The organism is Streptomyces sp. A01, from assembly GCF_059026195.1.
In genome coordinates, this window is sequence record NZ_JBWLKN010000001.1 from 599,819 (window position 1) to 624,031 (window position 24,213).

A 24,213-nucleotide genomic window follows, 5' to 3' on the forward strand; every position below is an offset into this window, starting at 1 on the left:
TGGACGGCACCGTGGAGGCATGACTGAAAGTGCGAGCCCACACATCTCGTCGCCGCTTCTCGTCGTGCTGCCCGTACAGGCGGGCGACCCGGCCTTCCGGGTAGTGGAGGTCGGCGGGGAGCTGGCCGGTACGGCCACCTCCGTGGTGGACGTGATCGAGATCGCCCAGCGGGCCGGTATACATCATCTCGACCTTGAGGACCCCGACATCATCCGGTGGGTCGGCGGCGACCAGTACACCTGGGCGCCCCGGCATGGCGGACCGTTCTCATGAGCCGCGCGGCACACGGTCTGCCGCGCCGTGCGGGCGCATCCGCCGGCCGGGCCGCGCACACCGCGAGACGGGAGCCCGCGACGCGGCTCGCGTAGCGCCCGGGGGGGCGTGTGCTGCGCCGACCCGCACCCGGGACGCCTGGTTAGGCGGTGTCTCTTCGATCAGTGCCGTTGTTCTGGTCATGCTCGGCAGGGTCGGATCTAACCGGCGAGTCGGTGATACGGATACGGCTCCCTTGGGGCGCACGCTGAGGACCAGGCGGCGCACGGCCGTGGGCACCGGAGGGGGAGTCGTCACGAGGTGCGTACCGGAAACGCCCGGGTCTTCGAGCGCCTCATCTCCCTATGGGGTAAGAGCCCAACGCCAGTTGACTAGCCACCTACGTGACAGAGGGTCGCTACAGGTGCAGCGGCCCTCTGTCACATGCGGTGTTTTAGGCCGACTCCCCTGCACCGGCCAGGTCATCACCCACCTGCCTGCTGCTCGTGCCGGTTCGACCGGTACGAGCAGCAGGGCGGCGAGGTCGTATTACGCCACGGCGGTCCCCTCAAGTTCGACCATCTGGCCGGGGATCGCCAGTCGTGTCACCCCGAGCATCGTGGTCGTCGGCGCCACCTCGGCGGCGCCCAACCGCGCCGCCAGCACGCCGTAGTGCTGGAAGAGCAGATCGACGTCGGTCGTGTAGACGTTGAGCCGGACGAGGTTCGCGAGAGACATGTCGGCTTCGCCGAGCACGGCCTCCAGGTTGTCGATGCTCAGCGTCAACTGCGCGGCGATATCACCGTCATGCTGGGGCTTGCCGTCGCTGCTCATCGCGGTCTGCCCCGAGATGTACAGGGTCCGTGTGTGCCCGGAGACCACCTCACCCTGGTTGAATCCCATCTCCACCGACCACGTCACCGGGTTGATCGCCGTTCGTTCCACTGCCACAACAGCTCCATTCGATTCATCGGGACCGCGTACGTCCATCGGCGCGGTAGCCGCCTGCTGTGACGTCGCGTGAACGAGCCTGCCAACAAATCACGACACCCTTAGTCACGTATTCCGTTAAAGTCCTCGTATGCGCGCCGACCGGCTGGTCTCACTGGTGCTACTGCTGCGCCAGCGCGGTCGGCTGACAGCGGACACGCTGGCCAGCGAGCTGGAGGTGTCCACCCGCACCGTGCTGCGCGACATCGAGGCGCTGTCCGCGGCCGGCGTCCCGGTCTACGCCGAACGCGGCAGGCACGGCGGTTTCGTGCTGTCGCCCGGTTTCCGGACGGAGCTCACCGGACTGAACCACGACGAGGCCCTCGCCTTGCTGACCGCCGGATCGGGGCGCGGCGAGCAGGTATTCGGTCTCAGCTCGGCGCTCGCTTCGGCCATGCGGAAGGTGGTCGACGCGCTGCCCGAAAGCCACCGGGCCTCCGCGAGCGACGCGGCCCAGCGATTTCTCGTCGACCCGGAGACCGACCTGCTCTCCCGCCGACTGGTCGGTGAGGAGGTACCCGACACCACGATGATCGAGGTCAGGCGCGCGGTGCTCGCCGGACGCAAGCTGCGCATCCACTACGCGGCCACAGGCCAGACACCGCAGTGGCGCACGGTGGACCCGATCGGCCTGGTCACCGTGCGCGACCGGGGCTACTTGCTGGCCACGAGATCTGGTGCGGACCGCACCTACCGGCTGTCGCGGGTGCTGGCCGCCGAGGAGCTCCCCGAAACGGCACAGCGACCAAACCGGGTCGATCTAGACCGGATCTGGCAGGAACGCTCCGCGCAGTTTCTCTCAGGCGGCGACCACATCACCGTGCTGGTGAGGGTGAACCCGGCGCGGCGGGAGGAGCTGCTGGACACCACGCTGGCTGTCCGCGCAGAAGACCCCGACGCGGACGGCTGGCTGCGGCTGGAGGTGACCTTCCAAGATTTCCGACACGCCGAATGGGCGCTGTGGCAGCTCAGCACGGACGCGGAAGCCCTATCCCCGCAGTCGTTGCGCATCTCCCTACGCGACCGCGCCGCCGCGATGGCCACCCGCTACGGAGACTCATCCCTGGAGTCCTGAGAGGAGAAGCCGACTCATTCGGTTGATCGATCATTTCGGGATGAGTCGGGTGCGGGGACGGGGGCTCGGCGGTTGAGGTGGCGTCACGCTGTCACCCAGCTCATGCCGCCGCTGGACGCCGTACCCCGTATTCGCGGCCGCCGGAGCAGGGCATGCCACCGGCCCGGGCGGCTGTTCGCCGGCCACGGTGACGACTACGACAAGTACCGCCGGCTTCTCGGTGCACGGGGCATCACACCGACCGGTAGCGGACTTCCCCGAAAGGCCAGGCCGACGACAGCCACGCACCCACAGCATCGCGCAATGGTCCGTCCAGCGAGCTGCGGTCGGCGCGCACCCACGAGCGGACCTCGGCGATTCGCTCGTCTGTGCTCGACGGGTAGATGTACACGCAGCCGATCACCTGACCGCTGCTGTCGAGGACCGAGTAGGTGAAGCCGGCCCGCTGCTCGAAGTCGACCGCATGGCGCTGGAGGTCCCGCAGATTCTCCTCAAGGCTCATACCGGCCGGTGGCGGCCAGCCGCGTTCCCGGAAGTCCGGGGTGGCCCGTATGTGCTCGATGCTCGACATCCAGGCGGCGTGGTCGGCCTCGTTGTGCCGTGGATGCAACGGCTCCAAGCGGAACCCATCGCCGGACAGGCTCCGAGGGGCAATGAAGTCGTCGGGGACGAAGGCGCGTATGGACATGCGGTGGAGGCTATCCCGCGCGGTCACTCCACATCACTCAATTACCCCGCCCCCCATCACCCCGGCTGCCAACCGGCCCAGCCTGTGGGAAGGGGCAGAACCTAGCTGGTGCGGCGGCCGAGTTCCCCCGCGACCCGGGCCGTCGCCGCGGCGGCGGACGCGATCCACGCCTCATCGACCCGCGACTTCGGCGCCGTGGTCACCAGCGCCGCGCGGGCCCGGCCGCGCTGGTCCACGATCGCCACGCCCACCGCGCTGACGTCGTCCTCGCTCTCGGCGTGGTTCACCGCGTAGCCGCGCTCGCGCACGGTGGCGAGATGGCCGCGCAGCTCGGTCACCGTGGACAGTGCGCGTTCGGTCGGGGTGTCGAGCTGCTCCGCCGGGTACAGCGCGGTCAGTTCCTCGTCGGTCAGCTGGGCCAGCAGCGCCTTGCCGCCCGCTGTCGCGTGTGCGGGCAGGGTCCAGCTGACCCGGCTTCCGACGCGTACGGTCTGCTCGCTCTCGACGCTGTCGATGTACAGCATCTCGGTGCCGCGCCGGGTCGCCAGATGCACCGTCTCGTCCGTCTCGTCGCGCAACTGGATGAGCGAGCCGCGCGCGAGGGCGCGGATGTCCATGTTCTGGACGACGGCCAGCCCGATGTCGACCAGGGCCGGGCCGGGGCGATAGGCGCGCGAGTACGTGTCCTGCTCGACGAACTCGTGGTAGTTCAGGGTCGCCAGCATGCGGTGGACGGTGGACCGCGAGAGGCCCATGTCCCTGCTGACCTGGTTGACGCGGATCATCTCGTGGTGTTCGAACAGCCGCAGCAGCCGCAGCACGTTGTCGACGGCGCCGATAAGACCGTTCGGCCGGCCCGCCGTTGTGCTCGGGCCCTGGCCGCTCTTGCCCTGGTGAACGGGTCCCTGCTGGGGGATGTCCGCCTCCTCCGCGCTCATGGGGTGCACCGTAGCGCAGCCTGGCGCGCCTCCCGTAGTGAAGTGTCGCGCTATGCGGGCCTCTTGCGGCCCCTCGCCTTTGTGTTGCAGTATCCGGATCGGTGTTCCTCATCGTGACACGTAAAGGACAATGTCCTTTATCTGAGTCTTCGTCAAGCACCGGTGCCGTCCTGCCAGGGCGGACGACCGGGACGCGTGCCGGAGGCCCGTCAGGAAACTGATCGCGGCGGGTCTTTCGCGGGGGGCGGCACCGAAGGCGAGGGCGCTCTCGCCGTCCGGCACGGGGCGGACGGCGAGAGCTCCGCGCTCGCGGAGTCCGTACACGCCCGTAAGGCCGGCGCGCGTCCGTTCTCCGCACGCCGACCCGTACGCGGACCTTGGCGCCGCACCGGGCGACAGCCGGGGCGCCGCCGAGGGCCGGGTGGACGAAGGAGTGAGCGTGCGCGTCCCCTTTCTGATCATCGGCGGCGGGATCGGCGGCATGACCGCCGGACTCGCTCTCGCCCAGGCGGGCTTCGACGTCCACATCGTCGAACAGGCGCCGGAGTTCGGCGAATTCGGAGCGGGAATCCAGCTCGCCCCGAACGCGATGCGGGTGCTGGCGGACATGGGGTTGCTGCCCGCGGTGGACGCCGTCTCCGTCTACCCCCGCAACCTGGTCTTCCTGCACGCCGACACCGGGCAGCGGCTGACCACCGTGGACTTCGGCGCCGCCTTCCGTGCCCGCTACGGCCAGGCGTACACCGTCCTCCACCGCGGCGACCTGCTCGACATCCTGCTGGCCGCCTGCCGGGCACACGAGAAGGTCACCCTGGAGCCCGGGCGAGAGGTCACCGGCGTCACCGACCTCGACGGCGGGCTGGCTCTCGTACGGTTCGCCGACGGCGGCGAGTACCGCTGTGACGCGGTCGCCGGGGCCGACGGCCTCTGGTCGCGTACCCGCTCACTCGTCTCCGACGACCGGCCCGTCTGCTCCGCGTACGTCGCCTACCGCGGCGCGGTGCCCACCAGCGGCCTCCCGTCCGGTGTGGAGGCGGACGACGAACTCATCTGGATCGGCCCCGGCAAGCACCTGGTGCAGTACCCCATCCGGCGCGGCGAGCTGTACAACCAGGTCGCGGTCTTCCGCAGCGACCGGTTCCGCCCCGAGATCGCCGAAACCGACCAGTGGGGGATCGCCGAGGAGCTGGGCGAGCACTTCGGGGGCGCCACCGAGCAGGTGCGCGCCGCGATCAGCCTGCTGGGGACGCACCGGCGCTGGCCGATGTACGACCGCGATCCCATCGCCAACTGGACCCGGGGCCGCGTGACGCTGCTGGGCGACGCCGCGCACCCCATGCTCCAGTACCTCGCCCAGGGCGCCTGCCAGGCCATCGAGGACGCCGCATGCCTCAGCCGCCATATGGTCAAGCACGACGGCGCCATCCCCGAGGCGTTCGCCGCCTACCAGGCCGAGCGCATCCCGCGCACCGCGGCCGTGCAGCGGCTGGCCCGCTCCTGGGGCGAGATCTGGCACGACGGCGGCGCGGTCATCCCCGCCCTGCGCGACCGGGTCTTCACCCGGCGCGCCGCCGACGACTACACGGACCTGGACTGGCTCTACCAGCCGGTCGCCCTCTGAGAGTCCGGGCACACCGCGACCGCCCACAGCGCCCCCGCGCACCCCCGCCCCGCGCGCCGACCCACGCCCTGAAAGGCAGGACCCGCCGATGACCCCGGAGGAGAAGCGGCTCTACGCGGACTTCGACCAGGCGGGCCTGGTCCCGCTGTGGACGATCCGCGAAGGGCTCATGCCCGAGGTACCCAGCCCGTGGGCCGTGCCCCATCTGTGGCACTGGGACGAGCTGTACCCGCTCGCCGCACGGGCCGGTGACCTCGTACCGGTGGGCAGAGGCGGCGAGCGCCGGGCCATCGCGATCTCCAACCCGGGTCTGGCCGGGGCCCCGTACGCCACCCCGACGCTGTGGGCGGCGATCCAGTACCTCGGGCCGCACGAGGTCGCCCCGCCCCACCGGCACAGCCAGAACGCCTTCCGGTTCGTCCTCGAAGGCGACGGCGTCTGGACGGTCGTCGACGGCGATCCTGTCGCCATGCGCCGCGGCGACCTGCTGCTGACGCCCGGCATGTGCTTCCACGGCCACCACAACCCCAACCCGGCGCCGATGGCCTGGCTGGACGGCCTGGACATCCCCTTCGTCCACTACGCGGACGCCGGGTTCTTCGAGTACGGCGACGACACCCTCCAGGACCGCTCCACGCCCGACCGCTCCCGGGCCGAGCGCCTGTGGGGCCACCCGGGCGTGCGCCCGCTGGGCGCGCCCGTCCCCCCGCACTCGCCCCTGGCCGCCTACCGCTGGGAGCACACCGACGCGGCGCTGGCCGCCCAACTCGACCTCTCGGCCGCCCTCGAACCAGGGCACGCCGCCGTCCGGTTCACCAACCCGGCCACCGGAGACGACGCGCTGCGCACCATCCGGCTGGAGATGCACCGGTTCGCGCCCGGAGCGCGCGGCGCGGCCGTACGGGAAGCGGGGTCCAGCGTCTGGCAGGTCTTCAGCGGCACCGGCGCCTTCACGCTGGGCGGCGCGCGCCACCCCGTCGTACGCGGCGACCTGATCGCCGTGCCGTCCTGGACCGAGACCGCCATCGAGGCGGACCCGGGGCAGCCCGCCCTGGACCTCTTCCGGTTCAGCGACGCCCCCATCCTCGAACGCCTGGGCCTGGCCCGCAGCGACACAGGAGAGACCCGATGAGACTCGCCACCCTCAGGACCCAGGGCCGCACCGCAGCCGTACGCCTCGACGAAGGACCGGCCGGTGTGACGGCGGTCGAGACAGGCGACGCCGACCTCGGGGCGCTGCTCGCCCGCCACGACTGGCGCGAGCGCGCGGCGGCCGCCACCGGGACCCGGCACGCCTCCGGCACGCTCGACTACGCGCCGCTCATCCCCAGGCCCGGCAAAATCATCTGCGTCGGCCTCAACTACCGGTCGCACATCACCGAGATGGGGCGGGAGATCCCCGAGCACCCCACCCTCTTCGCGAAGTTCGCGGGCGCGCTCGTCGGGGCGTACGACACCATCACCCTGCCCGCGGCCTCCACCCAGGTGGACTGGGAAGGCGAACTCGCCGTCGTCATCGGCGCCGCCGCCCGGCACGTGACCCCCGAAGAGGCCGCTACGCGCATCGCGGGATACTCCGTCCTCAACGACGTCACCGCGCGCGACTGGCAGTTCCGCACCAGGGAATGGCTCCAGGGCAAGACCTTCGAGGCGACCACGCCGCTGGGGCCCGCGCTGGTCACGGCGGACGAGTTCGGCCCGCGAGGGCCGCATCGCAGGCTGACCACCGAGGTCGACGGCGAGACCATGCAGGACGCCGAAACCGGCGACCTCGTCTTCACCCCGGCCGCTCTCGTCGCGTACATCTCCACGGTCATCACCCTGGAGCCGGGCGACGTGATCGCCACCGGCACCCCCGGCGGCGTGGGGCACGCACGCGAACCGGGGCGCTATCTGAGCGACGCCGCCCGGCTGGTCACCCGCATCGAAGGCGTGGGGGAGTGCCGCAACCTCTGCCAACGGGAGAAGCGCGATGTCCGCTGAGCTCGACCGGCTGGGGGAGCTGACCGCCGCCTTCCACACCCACCTCGCCGCGCTCTCCGACCGGCAGTTGGCGGAGCCCAGCCCACTGCCCGGCTGGAGCCGCGCCCATCTGCTCACCCACCTCGCCCGCAACGCTGACGCCCTGCGCAACCTGGCGGCCTGGGCGCGCACGGGCGTGGAGACGCCCATGTACGCGAGCCCCGCACAGCGCCTGCACGACATCGAGACCGGTGCCACCCGGCCCGCCGCCGACATCCGCGCCGATGCGACCGCGTCGGCCGCCCTCCTCGCCGACGACCTCGCGGCGCTGCGGCCCGGCCAGTGGGCGGTCACCGTCCGTACCGCGCAGGGCCGCTCGCTCCCGGCGGCACGCATCCCCTGGCTGCGGACCAGGGAGATCGCGATCCACACGGTCGACCTGGGCACGGGGGCGTCCTTCGCGGACCTGCCCGGCCCCCTGACGGCCGCGCTGCTCGCCGACGCCGTCACCACCCTGGGTTCCCGCGCGGGCTGCCCCGCTCTCGTCATCCGGCCCGTGGACGGCGACGGCACGTACCGAACGGACGCGGGGAACGCGGCCGCCGCCGCGCCCGGCGGCACCGGCGAGGAGGCCGAGGCCGGGATGACCGAGGTGAGCGGCAGCGCGGCAGCGCTGCTCGGCTGGGTCACCGGGCGCACGCGGGGCGCCGGACTCCATCCGGGTGCGGGGGAGTTGCCGGGGCTGCCCGCCTGGCTGTGACGTGTACGGGGTGGCTCAGGAGCTTCCTGTCAGGAGCTGCCCATCAGGAGCTTCCCATCCGGCAGGACGAGCAGACCTCGGCGGGCCCGCCCCCAGCGGTGACGACGTCCGCGGCGGCGCGGCCGAAGGCGCGGATACGGTCCGTCTCCCCGGCCGTCCGCCAGACCAGCCCGAACTCGGCGGGGGGCGCGTCCTGGAGCGGGATGAAGGTGATGTGCGGGCGCGCGTGGTACTTGGCGGTCTGCCCCGTCGTCTGGTGCGCCGCGTGGCCCGCGCCGACCAGTGCGAGCGCCTCCTGGAGGGTGGCGGGCGGCTCATCGCTCCCCGCGCCGGGCCGGAGGTCCGGATGGCGGTTGAGCTCGGCGAGGGAGACGGCGGCGCGGCGGGCGAGCGGGTGCCGGGAGGAGACGGCGAGCACAGGCGGGTCGGAGATGAGCACGGGGCCGGTGGTGAGGCCGGGCTCCGCGACGGGGAACCGCGCGATCTGGAGGTCGAGTTCGCCCGCGAGCAGCGGCCCGTACGGGTCGGTGTCAGGCACCTCGCGAATCCGGACGTCGCACGCGGGGTGCCGCAGTTGGAAGGCGTCTTTGGCCTCCAGGATCAGCTCGCCCGCCATGGGGCTGGAGAAGCCCACACGCAGCACCCCGTCGATCCCGCGGCCCGCGGCGATCGCCCGGGCGACCCCTTCCTCGATGCGCCGGTAGCCGGGCTCGATGTCGTCGCGGAGCCGCTGTCCCACCGGGGTGAGCGCGACCCGGCGGCTGGTGCGCGCGAACAGCGCCGTCCCGAAGCGCCGCTCCAGCTTCTGGACGGTCTGGCTGACCCGCGCCTGCGAGACGCGCAGGCGCTCGGCGGTCCGCCGGAAGTGCAGCTCGTCAGCGAGCGTCAGGAAGATTTCGATCTCACGCCGTTCCATAACCGACAGGTTATCGGTCGATGCGATCTTGGGTGTTGTTCGGTGCTGGTCCAGGACTGATCGTTGAGGAGTCAGCGGAACGCGCAGGGAAAGGCCCACCAGCTCATGAACCAGCCACTCGTCGTCATCACCGGTGCCAGCTCCGGGATCGGCGCCGCCACTGCCCGGACCTTCGCCGGACTCGGCCACCCGCTCCTGCTCCTCGCGCGCCGGGTCGAGCGCCTGGAAGGGCTCGGGCTCCCGCGCACCCTGAGCCGGGGTGTGGACGTGACCGACGCCAAGGCCGTCGCCGCGGCGGTCGCCGAGGCCGAGGAGGTCCACGGACCAGCCGACGCGATCGTCAACAACGCGGGCGTGATGCTGCTCGGCGAGGTCGCCCGGCAGCCGGTCGTGGAGTGGGACCGGATGTTCGACGTCAATGTCAGGGGGCTGCTGAACGGGGTCCGCGCGGTCCTGCCCGGCATGATCGCCCGCGGGCGCGGCACTGTGATCAACGTCAGCTCGGTGGCGGGCCGTAAGAGCTTCCCCAGTCACGCCGTCTACAGCGGCACCAAGTTCGCGGTGCACGCGATGTCGGAGAGCCTGCGCGAGGAGGTCTCCGGTCACGGGGTCCGGGTCACGACCATCGCCCCCGGCGCCGTCGAGACCGAACTGCTTTCCCACACCACCGACGAGGCGGTCAAGGCGGACTACCAGGCGTGGAAGGACTCCACCGAGGTGCTGACGCCCGAGGATGTGGCGTCCGCGATCCGGTTCGTCTACGACCAGCCGCAGCGGCTGACGGTCCGTGAGGTCGTCATGGCCGCGACCGCCCAGGCGGCCTGAGAGCCGTCGCGGCCGGTCCCCGGGCGCCTGGTGGGAGGTCGCGGGGCCGGGAGCGCCACCGGCGGGGCTCCCGGCGCGCCCGCCTCCCTGGGAACGCGCCGCCGCCGATCCGCCGCTTCCCGCCGGTTGGTAAAGAGTTCCTCTCGGCGCCGCAGAGTTTTACCCAAAGATACTCCATGTGAGTGAATGGCTACTCGGTGTATTGGTCAACTTGCCGGTTAAATCCAGCCAGAGGGGCGGACTTCAGCCTCTCGTGTGTGATCATCTGGGTGCACAGGGTGACGCGGGGAGACGCATGATCCGTGGCGGTCGGCAGCGGAAGAAGGCCGGGCGCAGGGACCGCGCCGCCGCGCGCTGAGGCGGCTGGCCTCAGCCTCCCAGCCCTTCGTCAACAGTTCGGTGGGGTAAGCGATGCCGGTGTCAAGTGGACCGCAGGGTGAGCCGATCGCAGTCGTCGGATTGGCCTGCCGGTTCCCAGGGTCTCCCGACCCCAGCGCCTTTTGGAGACTGCTCCGCGACGGCGGGGACGCGGTCGGCGAGGCGGGGGCCGACCGCAGGGAGACGGCGGCGGCCACCGGTGACGACGTGTGCGGCCCGGGCGGCTATCTGGACCGGGTGGACGCGTTCGACCCGGCCTTCTTCGGCATCTCGCCCCGGGAAGCCGTGGCGATGGACCCGCAGCAGCGCCTGATGCTCGAACTGGCCTGGGAGGCCCTGGAAGACGCCGGCATCGCCGCCCACCGGCTGCGCGACAGCCAGACGGGCGTGTTCGTGGGGGCGATGTGGGCCGACTACGCGGCGCTGCTGCACCAGGCGGGCGCCACGGAGATCTCCCGGCACTCCATGACCGGCACCCACCGCAGCCTCCTGGCCAACCGGGTGTCCTACCTCCTCGGCCTGCACGGCCCGAGCCTGACGCTCGACTCCGGACAGTCCTCCTCACTCGTCGCCGCGCACCTGGCCTGCGCGAGCCTGCGGGAGAGCGAGTCGGACGCCGCCCTCATCGGGGGCGTCAACCTCATCCTGACCAGTGCGAGCACGGTGACGTCCGAGCAGCTGGGAGCGCTCTCGCCGGACGGCCGCTGCTTCGTCTTCGACGCCCGTGCCAACGGCTACGTGCGCGGAGAGGGCGGCGGCGTCGCCGTCCTGAAGACCCTCAGCCGCGCGCACGCCGACGGGGACCGGGTCTACGGTGTGATCCTGGGCAGCGCGGTCAACAACGACGGTGCCTCCACGGGCCTGACCGTCCCCAGCGCCGCCGCCCAGGAAGCGGTCGTACGGCGGGCCTGCGCGCGGGCCGGGGTGGCCGCCGCCGACGTCCAGTATGTCGAACTGCACGGCACGGGCACCCCGGTCGGCGACCCCGTCGAAGCCGCCGCGCTCGGCGCGGCGCTCGGCACGGCAAGCGGGCGGACCGGCCCACTGCTGGTCGGCTCGGCCAAGACCAACATCGGCCACCTCGAAGGGTCCGCGGGCATCGCCGGACTCTTCAAGGCCCTGCTGAGCATCAGCCACCGCGAGCTTCCCGCAAGCCTCCACCACACGTCACCCCACCCCGGCATCCCCCTCGCGGAGTTGGGCATCGCCGTCCAGCGAGAACTGACGCCGTGGCCGTGCGCCGACCAGCCGCTGGTGGCCGGGGTGAGCGCGTTCAGCATGGGCGGCACCAACTGCCATCTCGTCGTGGGCGAGGCCCCCCGGCCATCGGCCGCCACCGGCGCGCCCGGCGCCGAGGCGCCCACCGCCGCCGCCCGGGCCGGGTCCCCGGCGCGGGCCCGCGCCGACGCGCCCGCGAGCGCGCCCACCGCCGTCCCCTGGGCCGTGTCGGGCCGCGGCGCCCGCGCGTTGCGCGCCCAAGCCGAGCGCCTGGCGGCCCGCGTCGCGGACGACGCTCGACTGCGGCCGGTGGACGTGGGCTGGACCCTGGCCGCCACGCGCTCAGCCTTCGAACAGCGGGCCGTCGTCATCGCCGACAGCCGCGAGGAGTTCACCGCGGCCTTGCGCGCGCTGGCGCGCGGGGAGTCCGCTCCCGCCCTGACCGAACCGCCGGCGCGCGGGACGGGCCCGGCGGGGGACCGGGTCGTGTTCGTCTTCCCGGGCCAGGGCTCCCAGTGGGCCGGGATGGCCGTGGAACTCCTCGACAGCGCACCGGCCTTCGCCCGCCGCATGGCCGAATGCGCCACCGCGCTCAGCGAGTTCGTGGACTGGGACCTGGAAGACGTCCTCCGGCAGACCCCGGGAGCGCCGTCGCTGGACAGGGTGGACGTCATCCAACCCACGCTGTTCGCGGTGATGGTCTCCCTGGCCGAACTCTGGCGCGCCCACGGCGTGGTGCCCTCAGCGGTCGTCGGCGCCTCCCAGGGGGAGACGGCGGCCGCGTGCGTGGCCGGAGCCCTCACGCTGCGCGACGCCGCCCGCGTGGTGGCGCTGCGCTCCCAGGTGATCGGGGCGCTCGCGGGGCGCGGCGGCATGGTCTCGCTGGCCGAGAGCGCCGACCAGGCGGCCCGGCGGATCGCGGCCTGGGGCGACCGCCTCTCGGTGGCCACGGTCAACGGCCCGTCCTCCGTCGTGGTGTCCGGCGAGGCGGCGGCCGTCGGCGAACTGCTCGCCCAGTGCGCCGACGACGGCGTACGCGCGCGGCGCGTTCCCGTGGACTACGCCTCGCACTCCGCCCAGGTCGAGGAGATCGAGCAGCGGTTGACCCGGGCGCTGGACGGCATCAGCCCGCGGGCGGCGTCGGTGCCCATCTACTCGACGGTGACCGCCGCCCTCCTGCACGGCACGGAACTGGACGCCGGGTACTGGTACCGCAACCTGCGGAAGACCGTCAGGTTCGAGGAGACCATCGGCGCCGTCCTCGACGCGGGCGACGCCCTGTTCGTCGAGGTCTCCCCGCATCCCGTGATGCTGCCCGGCATCGAGCAGAGTGCCGAGGCCCGCGACGCGGAGCACACCGTGGCGGTCGGCACACTGCGCCGGGGCGAGGGCGGCATGCGCCGCTTCCTGGCCTCGCTCGCCGAGACCTACGTCCACGGCGTCCCCGTCGACTGGACCGTCCCGTACGCGGGCACGGGGGCCGCCCGCGTCGAGCTGCCCACGTACGCCTTCCAGCGTCGGCGCTACTGGCCGGGCCAGGAAGCCTACGTCGGGAACGACACGGCGGGCGCGGACGTGACCCCGCTGCGCGAGCGGTTCGCCCGCGCGGACGAGGAGGAGCGCCGCCGGGCCATGGCCGAGCTGGTGCGGGCCCAGGTCGCCGTGGTGCTGCAGTACGAGGCGGACGACGCCGACGAACACCGGACGTTCAAGGACCTGGGCTTCGACTCCCTGGGCGCGGTGGAGCTGCGCAACCGGATCAGCCGCGCCACCGGACTGCGGCTGTCCTCCTCCCTCTTGTTCGACCACCCCACCATCGAGGTGCTGGTCCGCCACCTCACCGCCGCACTGGCCGACGCCCCGGAACCGGAACCGCAGGAGTCCGCCCCCGCGCCCGTACCGCGCGCGCGGACCGTGGCCCCCGCCGCCCGGCCCGAGGAAGCCATCGCCATCGTCGGCATGGCCTGTCGCTATCCGGGCGGTGTGACCTGCCCCGAGGAGTTGTGGCGGCTGGTCGCGGACGGCGCGGACGCCATCTCCGGGTTCCCCACGGACCGGGGCTGGCACGAGGACCTGTACGACCAGGACCCGGAGCGGACCGGCAAGAGCTACACCCGGCAGGGCGGCTTCCTGCACAACGCGGGCGAGTTCGACGCCGCGTTCTTCGGCATCTCACCCCGCGAGGCGCTGGGCATGGACCCGCAGCAGCGGCTGCTGCTGGAAACCGCCTGGGAGGCGGTCGAACGGGCCGGGCTCGACCCCGCGTCGCTGCACGGCAGCCGCACCGGCGTGTTCGTCGGCGGCACAGCCCTCGACTACGGGCCCCGCATGCACGACGCCCCCGAAGGCGTGGAAGGGCATGTCCTGACCGGCGGGCACACCAGTGTCCTGTCCGGGCGCATCGCTTACCAGCTGGGACTGACGGGGCCGGCCGTCACCGTCGACACCGCCTGCTCCTCCTCGCTGGTCGCCCTGCACATGGCGGTGCGGTCACTGCGGCAGGGCGAGACCACCCTGGCGCTGGCCGGGGGAGCGACCGTGATGGCGACCCCCGGCATGTTCCTGGAGTTCTCCCGGCAGCGCGGCCTGTCCCCCGACGGGCGGTGCAAGCCCTTCGCCGCGACCGCCGACGGCACCGGCTGGGCCGAAGGCGCGGGCCTGCTGATCCTGGAGCGCGTCAGCGACGCACGCCGCAACGGCCACCGCGTCCTCGCCGTGGTGCGCGGCACCGCCGTCAACCAGGACGGCGCCTCCAACGGCCTGACCGCCCCCAACGGACAGGCCCAGCAGCGGGTCATCCGCCAGGCGCTCGCCGACGCGCGCCTGACGACGGCCGACGTCGACGCCATCGAGGCACACGGCACCGGTACGAAGCTGGGCGACCCCCTGGAGGCGGAGGCGCTGCTCGCGACGTACGGCAGCGACAGGCAGGGCCGGGAGCCGGTCTACGTGGGATCGCTGAAGTCCAACATCGGCCACGCCCAGTCCGCCGCCGGGGTCGGTGGCGTCATCAAGATGGTGGAGGCCATCCGGCACGGCGTCCTGCCGAGGACCCTGCACGTGCGGGAGCCCTCCCCGCACATCGACTGGGACAGCGGCGCTCTCGCGCTGCTCACCGAGGAACGGGACTGGCCCCGGACAGGCCGCCCACGCCGCGCCGCCATCTCCTCCTTCGGGATCAGCGGCACCAACGCCCACGTGATCATCGAACAGCCAAGCCCCACCGACGCCCCCCGCCCGTCCCCCGGCCCCACGGAGGACCCGGCCGCCCCCGTCACCCCCGTCCACTGGGTCATCTCGGCCCGTAGCGACGCCGCGCTCCGCGAACAGGCGCAGCGCCTGCGGGCGTTCATCGCCGACCGGCCGGACACCGGTCCCGCCCGCCCCGCCGACATCGGGCTGTCGCTCGCCACCACGCGCACGGCCTTCGAACGGCGCGCCGTCATCACCGGCCGCCACACCACCGACCTCAGCGGCGGACTCGACGCGCTGGCCCGAGGAGCCGAAGCGCCCCACGTCGCGGTGGGCCGCGTACACCACCCGGCGCCGACGGCGTTCCTGTTCACCGGGCAGGGCGCCCAGCGGGCCGGAATGGGCCGCGAACTCTACGCGGAACAGCCGGTGTTCGCCGAGGTGCTGCGCGCCGTGTGCGCCGCCTTCGACCCGCATCTTGAACGCCCGCTGCGCGAGGTGATGTTCGCCGCCGAGGCAACCGAGGACGGGGCGCTGCTCCACCAGACCACCTACACCCAGCCCGCCCTGTTCGCCATCGAGGTGGCGCTCTTCCGGTATCTCGCACACCACGGGCTCACCCCCGGCCTGCTGGTCGGGCACTCCATCGGCGAACTGGCCGCCGCGCACGTCGCCGGGGTGCTCACCCTTCCCGACGCCGCCACCCTGGTCGCGGCCCGCGGCCGCCTGATGCAGTCGGCGCGCGCGGGCGGCGCGATGATCGCCCTTCAGGCTGAGGAAGCCGAGGTCGCGCTCTCCCTCAGCGGGTACGAGGGCCGGCTGTCCATCGCCGCCGTCAACGGCCCCGCCGCCGTCGTCATCTCCGGCGACCAGGACGCCGCCGAGGACATCGCCGCGCTCTGGCGCGAGCGCGGCCGCAAGACCCGCCGCCTGCGGGTCAGCCACGCCTTCCACTCACCGCACATGGACCAGGCGCTGGACCGGTTCCGGGAGGTCACCACCGGCCTGCGGTTCCGCCGTCCCGCCATCCCCATCGTGTCCACCGTCACGGGCCGCCTCGCCACCCCCGACCAACTCGCCTCCCCCGACTACTGGGTGCGGCAGATCCGCGGCACCGTCCGCTTCATGGACGCGACCCGCACCCTGGAGGAGCGGGGAGCCACCGTCTTCGTCGAGGTCGGCCCCGACGCCGTCCTCACGGCCATGGCCGCCGACTCCTTCACCACCGGGTCAGCCACGGCCGTCCCACTGCTCCGCGCGGGCCGCCCCGAAGCCGACACGCTCGCCACCGGAGTCGGCCGCGCCCACGCGAGCGGCGCCCCCCTGGACGTCGCCTCCTTCTTCCCCGGGGCGCACCGCGTGGACCTGCCGACCTACGCCTTCCAGCGCCGGCACTACTGGCTGGCGCCGACGCCCCGCGCCGACGCGCGCGGCCTCGGCCTGGCCCCCGCGGGCCACCCGCTGCTCGCCACCGCCGTCGACCTCGCCGACCGCGATGACCTGGTGCTCACCGGCAGGCTCTCGCTCAGCAGTCACCCCTGGCTGGCCGACCACACCATCGCGGGCACGGCCCTGGTGCCCGCCACGGCCTTCCTCGAACTCGCCGCCGCGGCGGCCCGCCAGGTCGGCGCGAACCGCGTCGAAGACCTCACCCTGGAAGCACCGCTGCCGCTGCCGGAGCGCGGCGCCGTCCACCTCCAGGTCACCGTCACCAGCCCCGGCCCGTCCGGCAGCCGCTCCCTCACTCTCCACGCGCGACCCGAGACCGACGACGACACACCACCCGCCTGGACCCGGCACGCCTCCGGCACCGTCGGCCCTGCCGGGCGCGGGCCCGACGGCGATCCGCGACCGTGGCCGCCCGCCGACGCCACTGCCGAACCGCCCGCCGACGCCGTCGCCGAGCCGCCCGACGACGTATACGCCCGCCTCGCCGCGCTCGGTTACGACTACGGACCCGCCTTCCGGAACCTGACCGCCGCATGGCGCCACGAGGACGACCTCTACGTGGAGGTGCGACTGCCCGAGGAACACCACGCGGGCGCCGAGCACTTCGGCATCCACCCCGCGCTCCTCGACGTCGTGCTCCACCCGCTCGTCGCAGACACCTCACCCACCACCGCACCGGACCAGATCCGGCTGCCCTTCGCCTGGTCCGGGTTCACCCCGGTCACCACCGGCGTCACGGCGCTCCGGGCCCGCGTCTCACCCACAGGACCCGACACCGTCTCCCTCGCGCTCACCAGCCTCACCGGCACACCAGTGGGCGCCGTGGAATCCCTCACCCTGCGCCCCGTCGCCCGCCGGCAGCTGGCCGCCACCGGAGAAGGCGACCGCGACTCCCTGTTCACCGTGGCGTGGGAGGTGCTCCGGCCCGCCGGGCATGGACGGCTGCGGCTGGTCGAGGCCGACGGCGACGACCTGCCCGAGGACCCGGACGCCGACGGCATCGTCATCAGGACCGAAGCCACGCCGGTGGGCACCGACCCGGTGACCGCCGCGCACAGCGCGGCGACCCGTGCCCTGCGCCAGGCACAGCGCTTCCTCAGCGACGACCGGTCCCCGCGGGCCCGGCTGGTGTTCGTCACCACGGGCGCGGTGGCCGCCCGCCCCGGCGACGACGTCACGTCCCTCGCGGCAGCCCCGGTGTGGGGACTGATCCGCGCGACCCAGTCCGAACACCCCGGCCGCATCACCCTGGTCGACCTCGAAGGCCCGGAGAGCGACGCCGCGCTGTCCGAGGCCGTCGCCAGCGGAGAACCGCAGATCGCGGTGCGCGGCGGGACGCTGTACGTACCGCGCCTGGCCCGCGTCGCACCACCGGCGCCCGACGCGACGCACCCCGCCCTCGATCCGGACGGCACCGTGCTCATCACCGGCGGCACCGGAGGGCTCGGCGCGCTCCTCGCCCGGCATCTGGTCACCCGGCACGGCGTACGCCATCTGCTGCTGGCCAGCCGCCGAGGCCAGGAAGCCCCAGGCGCGCGGGAGCTGGCCGGTGAACTCGCCGAGCACGGCGCCGAGGTGACCATCAGCGCCGCGGATGTGGCCGACGCCGACGCCGTAGCCCGCCTGCTCACGACCGTACCGGCGGGGCATCCGCTGACCGCCGTCGTGCACACGGCCGGTGTCCTCGCCGACGCCACCGTCACCACGCTCACCCCCGAGCACCTGTCCGCCGTCCTGCGGCCCAAGGCCGACGCCGCGTGGCACCTCCACGCGCTGACCAAGGACCAGCCGCTCGCCGCCTTCATCCTCTTCTCCTCCCTGTCCGGCATCAGCGGCACCAGCGGCCAGGCGAACTACGCGGCGGCCAACACCTTCCTCGACGCGCTCGCCGCCCACCGCACCGCCCACGGGCAGCACGCCGTCTCCCTCGCCTGGGGGCTGTGGGACACCGGGCACGGCATGGGCGGCACGCTCACCCAGGCCGGTCTGACCCGGTGGGCGCGCACCGGCCTCACGCCACTCACCCCCGAGCGGGGCCTCGCCCTGTTCGACGCGGCGCTCGGCAGGCCGGAAGCACTGCTCGTCCCGGCCCCGTTCGACCTCGCACGGCTGCGCGCCTCCGCCGACGAACCGCCCGCCCTGCTGCGCCGCCTGGTCGGCGGCACCGCGCGGCGGACCCCGCAGCCCGCCGCGCAGGGCGAGTCCTCCAGCCAGGGGTGGGCACAGCAGATCGCCGCCCTCCCCGAGGACGACCGGCACGGGGCCGTCCTGGCGCTGGTGCGCGAGGTGGCCGCGGCGGTCCTCGGCCATACCGACGCCGCCGCCGTCGACACGGACCGGACCTTCAAGGAGGTCGGGTTCGACTCACTGGCCGGGGTGGAGCTGCGCAACCGGCTCAACATCACCACAGGGCTGCGGCTGCCGGCGACCGTCATGTTCGACCACCCCACGCCCACCGCCCTCGCCGCCCACCTCCAGCAGCGGCTCACCACGGAGGAGACCGTGCCGACCAGTGCGGTGCTCGCCGGACTGAGCAAGCTCAGGCCGGTGATCGAGGCGGCCGCGTGGGACGCGTCCGACCACGGTCGGATCACCGATCAGCTACGGGAACTGCTCGCCACCGCCGAAGAGGCCGCCAACGCCTCCCTCAGCGCCGCGATCTCCGGCGTTCCGGACTTCGCCGAGGATGATTTCGAGGCCGTCAGTGACGAGGAACTGTTCGCCCTCTTCGACCAGCCCGACTGAACGCGCGTCCCGGACCGGCGGGACCGAGAGCGCGCTCGTCCCCGCTGACGCGACCAGTGACCGGCCGCCGGACGAAGCGGTGTGCTGTCGGCAGCGCGCTGTCGTACCCGTACGGCGGTGAGACGCGGGCCGGTCACCGGCGTTCTGCCGCCGGTTCGGTGCCGGTTCGGTGCCGGTTCGGTGCTGGGGCGGGGGCGGGGTCTGCCGGGACCGGCGGCCCGCGCGCCGTCCTCGGTGGCATTCCTCGCCGCTCCCGGGCGGCCCAGTCGCGCGGCGGGCGACCGCCGCTGCCGTGGCTGTGATCTGCTGTTCTGTTTGGTGTGGCTTTAGAGGCACGCCGCACGCTGGCGCAGTGCTCGCACCGATCACCAAGTCCGGAGCGGGAGTGCCGCCCATGGCCATAGACGACCCGATACCCACCTACACGGAGTACCGGACGAGGTGCGATGGTTAGCACCGCGCCCACCCGGTCACCTCAGTCCGCCGCGCCCATCGCCGTCATCGGGATGGCCTGCCGTTTGCCGCAGGCGTCCAGCCCGGACGCGTTCTGGCGGCTTTTGCGGAACGGCGAGAGCGCCATTTCCGCCATGCCGGACGACCGCCGCCGTACCGGCGGGAACGCGCCCGCCCCCTTCGGTGGTTTCCTGGACCAGGTTGACGCGTTCGACGCCGCGTTCTTCGGGATCTCACCGCGTGAAGCGGTGGCGATGGACCCTCAGCAGCGGCTGATGCTCGAACTGTGCTGGGAAGCACTGGAAGACGTCGGAATCCGTCCCGGAACCATCGCGGGCAGCCGCACCGGGGTTTTCGTGGGCGCCATGTGGGACGACTACGCCGCCATCCTGGACCAGGTCACCGACCGGGCGCACGACCGGTACGCCATGACCGGTTCCCACCGCAGCATCATCGCCAACCGCGTCTCCTACAGCTACGGTCTGCGCGGCCCGAGCCTGACTATCGACTCCGCCCAGTCCTCCGCGCTGGTCGCCGTACACATGGCCTGCGAAAGCTTGCGACAGGGCGACTGCACCCTGGCACTCGCCGGTGGGGTCAACCTCATCCTCGGCGAGGACAGCATGGAAGCGGCCGCCGCCCAGTTCGGCGGCCTGTCCCCGGACGGCCGGTGCTACACCTTCGACGCGCGGGCCAACGGCTTCGTCCGCGGTGAAGGCGGTGGCGCGGTCCTGCTCAAGCCGCTCGAAGCGGCCCTGCGCGACGGCGACCCGGTGTACTGCGTGATCCAGGCGAGCGCCGTCAACAACGACGGAGCCACCGACGGGCTGACGTCACCGGGGACCGCCACGCAGGAGGACGTGCTGCGCCGGGCGTACGAGCGTGCCGGGGTGTCGACCGCCGACGTCCAGTACGTCGAACTGCACGGCACCGGCACGCCGGTCGGCGACCCCATCGAGGCCGCCGCGCTCGGCGCCGCGCTGGGCGCCGCACGCCCTGCCGGGGCACCGCTGCTGGTCGGCTCGGCGAAGACGAACGTGGGACACCTGGAGAGCGCCGCCGGAATCGTCGGGCTGCTCAAGACAGCCCTGAGCATGGCCCATCGGCAGCTCCCGCCCAGCCTCAACCACACCACCCCGAACCCGCGAATCCCGCTGCCCGGACTCGGCCTGCGGGTACAGGACGAGCTGACCGGCTGGCCGCGCCCGGACCGGCCGCTGCTCGCCGGGGTCAGCTCCTTCGGCATGGGCGGCACCAACTGCCACGTGGTACTCGCCGAGGCGCCCACCCCGTCCGCCCCCGACGAGTCCGCGCCGCCCGCCGCGCCCGCCCCGCCCTCTGTGCTGCCGTGGCTGCTGTCCGGCAAGAGCCCGGCTGCCCTGCGTGCCCAGGCGGGACGGCTACGCGAGCACCTGCGAGACCACCCGGAGCAGGCCCCGGCCGCCGTCGCCCACGCGCTGGCCACCCGCAGGACCGCCTTCGCCCACCGCGCGGTGATCTTCGCCGACGACACCACACGCCTCCAAGACCCGCTGCGGGCCCTTGAGCAGGGCGTGGACACCGCCGCTGTGACCCACGGGCGTGTCACCGGTGGCGGCATCGCGCTGCTGTTCAGCGGCCAGGGCAGCCAGCGGCCGGCCATGGGCAGCGAGTTGTACGCGGCCTACCCCGTCTTCGCCGCCGCCCTCGACGCGGCGTGCGCCTGCCTCGACCCCCACCTGGAGCGGCCGCTCCGCGAGGTCATGTGGATCGCGAACGACCCGTCCGGCCCGGCGCTGCTCGACCGGACGTCGTACACGCAGCCCGCGTTGTTCGCCATCGAGGTGGCCCTCTACCGGCTGGCCGAGTCATGGGGCATGCGCGCCGACTACCTGATGGGGCACTCGGTCGGCGAGATCGCCGCCGCGCACGTGGCGGGAGTGCTCTCACTCGCCGACGCCTGCACGCTGGTGGCCGCCCGGGGCCGCCTCATGCAGTCCGTCACCACGCCGGGCGCCATGGCCGCCTGGCAGGCCACCGCGGACGAAGCCGCCGAAGCGCTCGCCGAGCACGGCGAACAGGTGAACATCGCCGCGGTCAACGGCCCAGCTTCGGTGGTGGTCTCCGGCGACGAGGACGCCGTACGCGAGGCGACGGCCGCCTGGCGGGCACACGGCCGCAAAGCCAGCCAACTGCGGGTCAGCCACGCGTTCCACTCACCCCACATGGACGGGATACTCCACGAACTGCGCGCCGTCGCCGCGAGCTTGTCCTTCGCCGCGCCCGGCATTCCCCTCGTCTCCAATGTGACAGGCCGCCTGGCGACCGCCGCGCAGCTCAGCTCCCCGGACTACTGGGCCGAACACGCCCGGAGAGCGGTCCGGTTCATGGCAGGCGTACGCACCCTGCGCGACGCGGGCGTGGACACGTTCGTCGAACTCGGCCCCGACGCGCCGCTGGCCGCCATGGCGCGGGAATGCTTCACCGTCCAGCCCCAGCACCCCCGGCAGGCCCATCAGTCCTGTTCGGCACGGCCCCACCGCGCACAGTCCGACGCCGCGCGGTCCGGCTCCGGGCGGCCCCGCCCCGCAGCCCTGGCCGTGCTGCGCCGCGACCGGCCCGAGACCCGCACGTTCACCTCGGCCATGGCCCAGGCGTACGTGCGCGGCGCCGCACTGACCTGGGGTCAGTCCTTCGGCGGCGACGTGCAGGAGCGCGAGCCCGGGCGGCCGGGCGGCCGCGTCAGCCTGCCGACGTACGCCTTCCAGCGCGAGCGCTACTGGCCCGGCACCGCACCGGAACCGGCGCGCGCGACGGACGAGGCTCCTCCTGCCGATCCTGCCGATCCCGCAGCCCACCCGGCGGTCGAACAGCGGGCACGGCCCGCCGACGCGCCCCCGCCGCCGGTCGCGCCCAGTGCCCGGGAAGCCCACCGCGACCTGCTGGAACTGGTGCGGACGAAGGTGGCCCTCGTGCTGGGGCACGCCACCACACACACCATCGACCCCGGCCTGACCTTCAAGGAGCTGGGCTTCGACTCGATGGCGGCGGCGGAGTTCAGCGAACGCCTGAGCACGGCGACCGCACTGCCGCTGCCCACCACCCTCACCTTCGACCACCCGACGCCCACGGCCGTCGTCGGACACCTGCGCACGCTGCTGCACGCCCCCGCCCCGGCCGCCACGCCCCTGGCCACCTCGGCCGCCGCCGCGCCAACCGACGGCGAACCGGTCGCCCTGGTGGCCATGAGCTGCCGGTTCCCCGGTGGTGTCGATTCCCCCGAAGCCCTGTGGGAACTGGTCCGCGCGCAGGTCGACGCCGTCGGCGCGTTCCCTACGGACCGCGGTTGGGACCTGGCGGGCCTCTTCGATCCCGACCCCGACCAGCCGGGAACGAGCTATGCCAGGGAGGGGGGTTTCCTGTACGAGGGGGCGCGGTTCGACGCGGGCTTCTTCGGGATCAGCCCGCGCGAGGCACTGGCGATCGAGCCGCAGCAGCGCCTGCTGCTGGAGACCGCCTGGGAGGCGTTCGAACGGGCGGGCATCGGCTCAGCGGCGCTGAGGGGCAGCGCGACCGGCGTGTTCGTCGGTACGACCCCTCAGGACTACGGCCCACGGCTGCACCAGGCGGCGGGCGGCATCGACGCGCACCTGCTGACCGGCGTCACGCCCAGCGTGGCCTCCGGCCGCGTCGCGTTCACCTTCGGCCTGGAGGGCCCGGCCATCACCGTGGACACCGCCTGCTCGTCGTCGCTGGTGGCCATGCACCTCGCCGCCCAGGCCCTGCGGCAGGGCGACTGCTCGCTGGCGCTCGCGGGCGGCGTGACCCTGATGGCCTCGCCAGGCATGTTCACCGGTTTCTCCCGGCAGCGCGGCCTGGCACCCGACGGGCGGTGCAAGCCCTTCGCCGCCGCTGCCGACGGCACGGGGTGGGCCGAGGGCGTCGGCCTGGTGGTGTTGGAGCGGCTGTCCGACGCGCGGCGTAACGGCCGTCGTGTGCTGGCGGTCATCCGGGGTTCGGCGATCAACCAGGACGGCGCCAGCAACGGCCTGACGGCGCCGAACGGGCCCTCGCAGCAGCGCGTGATCGCCCAAGCGCTCGCCAGTGCCCGGCTGGCACCCGCGGAGGTGGACGCCGTCGAGGCGCACGGCACGGGCACCACCCTGGGCGACCCGATCGAGGCGCAGGCGCTGCTGGCCACGTACGGCCAGGGCCGCACCGAGGGCCATCCGCTGTGGCTCGGGTCGGTGAAGTCGAACATCGGGCACACCCAGGCGGCCGCGGGCGTCGCGGGCGTGATCAAGATGGTCGAGGCCATGCGGCATGGCGTACTGCCCGCCTCGCTGCACATCGACGAGCCGACCCCTCACGTGGACTGGACCGCCGGTGACGTGCGGCTGCTGGCCGAGCCTGTCGCGTGGCCGCGCGCCGGGCGGCCACGCCGGGCGGCGGTGTCCTCCTTCGGCATCTCCGGTACGAACGCGCACCTGGTCCTGGAAGAGCCGCCCGAGACAGTGGAGTTGGGCGAGTCGACCGGGTCAGCCGGGTCGGTCGAGCCTGAGGAGGCCGGAGCGGCCGCGGACACCGGTGCCGGCGGCCTGGTGCCGTGGGTCCTCTCGGCGCGCGGCGCCGAAGCCCTGCGCGGCCAGGCGCGGGCGCTGGCCAGGCACCTGGCCGCCGCCACCGACGTATCACCTACGGACGTGGGTTGGTCGTTGGCTACTACGCGGTCGGTGTTTGATCACCGGGCTGTGGTGTTCGGAGACAGTCG

General features: G+C 73.1%; 13 protein-coding genes. 9 read left to right on the top strand and 4 right to left on the bottom strand.

Annotated elements, in window-relative coordinates; translation table 11 throughout:
• Positions 1-19 precede the first annotated feature (19 nt).
• The gene (locus tag AC5P1B_RS02455) at positions 20-274 is read left to right on the top strand and encodes a hypothetical protein (protein ID WP_493884458.1); all 255 of its coding nucleotides are present in this window, start codon (positions 20-22) and stop codon (positions 272-274) included.
• Between the two features lie 528 nt (positions 275-802).
• Here the strand turns inward: AC5P1B_RS02455 and AC5P1B_RS02460 are convergent.
• The gene (locus AC5P1B_RS02460; protein ID WP_493884497.1) at positions 803-1,198 is read right to left on the bottom strand and encodes a RidA family protein; all 396 of its coding nucleotides are present in this window, start codon (positions 1,196-1,198) and stop codon (positions 803-805) included.
• A gap of 136 nt (positions 1,199-1,334) precedes the next feature.
• On the opposite strand from AC5P1B_RS02460, the gene AC5P1B_RS02465 reads away from it, so the two are divergent.
• Positions 1,335-2,318 (top strand): helix-turn-helix transcriptional regulator, encoded by a 984-nt coding sequence (locus tag AC5P1B_RS02465; RefSeq protein ID WP_493884459.1) that lies wholly within the window; start codon positions 1,335-1,337, stop codon positions 2,316-2,318.
• A gap of 232 nt (positions 2,319-2,550) precedes the next feature.
• Here the strand turns inward: AC5P1B_RS02465 and AC5P1B_RS02470 are convergent, their stop codons facing one another.
• Together AC5P1B_RS02470 and AC5P1B_RS02475 are read right to left on the bottom strand one after the other, a co-directional pair.
• Positions 2,551-3,006 carry a GNAT family N-acetyltransferase gene (locus AC5P1B_RS02470; RefSeq protein ID WP_493884460.1) on the bottom strand — a complete coding sequence of 152 codons (456 nt, stop codon included), beginning with the start codon at positions 3,004-3,006 and terminating at the stop codon, positions 2,551-2,553.
• A 101-nt stretch (positions 3,007-3,107) separates the two neighbouring features.
• Positions 3,108-3,944 (bottom strand): IclR family transcriptional regulator, encoded by an 837-nt coding sequence (locus tag AC5P1B_RS02475; protein ID WP_493884461.1) that lies wholly within the window; start codon positions 3,942-3,944, stop codon positions 3,108-3,110.
• A 439-nt stretch (positions 3,945-4,383) separates the two neighbouring features.
• On the opposite strand from AC5P1B_RS02475, the gene AC5P1B_RS02480 reads away from it, so the two are divergent.
• The 4 genes from AC5P1B_RS02480 to AC5P1B_RS02495 all read left to right on the top strand — a co-directional run bounded on the left by AC5P1B_RS02480 (position 4,384) and on the right by AC5P1B_RS02495 (position 8,287).
• Positions 4,384-5,565, top strand: coding sequence for an FAD-dependent monooxygenase (locus tag AC5P1B_RS02480; RefSeq protein ID WP_493884462.1), 1,182 nt, complete (start codon positions 4,384-4,386; stop codon positions 5,563-5,565).
• An 88-nt stretch (positions 5,566-5,653) separates the two neighbouring features.
• Positions 5,654-6,697 carry a cupin domain-containing protein gene (locus AC5P1B_RS02485; RefSeq protein ID WP_493884463.1) on the top strand — a complete coding sequence of 348 codons (1,044 nt, stop codon included), beginning with the start codon at positions 5,654-5,656 and terminating at the stop codon, positions 6,695-6,697.
• On the top strand, positions 6,694-7,548 hold the full coding sequence (locus AC5P1B_RS02490; RefSeq protein ID WP_493884464.1) for a fumarylacetoacetate hydrolase family protein: 855 nt from the start codon (positions 6,694-6,696) through the stop codon (positions 7,546-7,548). Before AC5P1B_RS02485 ends, AC5P1B_RS02490 begins: the two co-directional genes overlap by 4 nt.
• Positions 7,538-8,287, top strand: coding sequence for a maleylpyruvate isomerase family mycothiol-dependent enzyme (locus AC5P1B_RS02495; protein WP_493884465.1), 750 nt, complete (start codon positions 7,538-7,540; stop codon positions 8,285-8,287). The genes AC5P1B_RS02490 and AC5P1B_RS02495 overlap by 11 nt, the downstream gene beginning before the upstream one ends.
• Before the next feature lie 43 nt (positions 8,288-8,330).
• On the opposite strand, the gene AC5P1B_RS02500 is transcribed toward AC5P1B_RS02495, so the two are convergent.
• On the bottom strand, positions 8,331-9,203 hold the full coding sequence (locus tag AC5P1B_RS02500) for a LysR family transcriptional regulator (RefSeq protein WP_493884466.1): 873 nt from the start codon (positions 9,201-9,203) through the stop codon (positions 8,331-8,333).
• A gap of 105 nt (positions 9,204-9,308) precedes the next feature.
• Between AC5P1B_RS02500 and AC5P1B_RS02505 the strand changes: the two genes are divergently transcribed.
• The 3 genes from AC5P1B_RS02505 to AC5P1B_RS02515 all read left to right on the top strand — a co-directional run.
• On the top strand, positions 9,309-10,028 hold the full coding sequence (locus tag AC5P1B_RS02505) for an SDR family oxidoreductase (protein ID WP_493884467.1): 720 nt from the start codon (positions 9,309-9,311) through the stop codon (positions 10,026-10,028).
• Positions 10,029-10,439: 411 nt separating this feature from the next.
• Positions 10,440-19,010: a type I polyketide synthase gene (locus AC5P1B_RS02510; protein ID WP_493884468.1), complete on the top strand. Its 8,571-nt coding sequence runs from the start codon at positions 10,440-10,442 to the stop codon at positions 19,008-19,010.
• Positions 19,011-19,456: 446 nt separating this feature from the next.
• Positions 19,457-24,213: beta-ketoacyl synthase N-terminal-like domain-containing protein (locus AC5P1B_RS02515; protein WP_493884469.1), on the top strand; the 4,757-nt coding region annotated here is incomplete at its 3' end.

What these genes read in the sequence shown, in the direction of transcription:
- AC5P1B_RS02455 (WP_493884458.1), top strand. Translation starts at nt 20, where the DNA reads ATGACTGAAAGTGCGAGCCCACACATCTCGTCGCCGCTTCTCGTCGTG.
- AC5P1B_RS02465 (WP_493884459.1), top strand. Translation starts at nt 1,335, where the DNA reads ATGCGCGCCGACCGGCTGGTCTCACTGGTGCTACTGCTGCGCCAGCGC.
- AC5P1B_RS02470 (WP_493884460.1), bottom strand. Translation starts at nt 3,006, where the DNA reads ATGTCCATACGCGCCTTCGTCCCCGACGACTTCATTGCCCCTCGGAGC.
- AC5P1B_RS02475 (WP_493884461.1), bottom strand. Translation starts at nt 3,944, where the DNA reads ATGAGCGCGGAGGAGGCGGACATCCCCCAGCAGGGACCCGTTCACCAG.
- AC5P1B_RS02485 (WP_493884463.1), top strand. Translation starts at nt 5,654, where the DNA reads ATGACCCCGGAGGAGAAGCGGCTCTACGCGGACTTCGACCAGGCGGGC.
- AC5P1B_RS02490 (WP_493884464.1), top strand. Translation starts at nt 6,694, where the DNA reads ATGAGACTCGCCACCCTCAGGACCCAGGGCCGCACCGCAGCCGTACGC.
- AC5P1B_RS02495 (WP_493884465.1), top strand. Translation starts at nt 7,538, where the DNA reads ATGTCCGCTGAGCTCGACCGGCTGGGGGAGCTGACCGCCGCCTTCCAC.
- AC5P1B_RS02500 (WP_493884466.1), bottom strand. Translation starts at nt 9,203, where the DNA reads ATGGAACGGCGTGAGATCGAAATCTTCCTGACGCTCGCTGACGAGCTG.
- AC5P1B_RS02505 (WP_493884467.1), top strand. Translation starts at nt 9,309, where the DNA reads ATGAACCAGCCACTCGTCGTCATCACCGGTGCCAGCTCCGGGATCGGC.
- AC5P1B_RS02510 (WP_493884468.1), top strand. Translation starts at nt 10,440, where the DNA reads ATGCCGGTGTCAAGTGGACCGCAGGGTGAGCCGATCGCAGTCGTCGGA.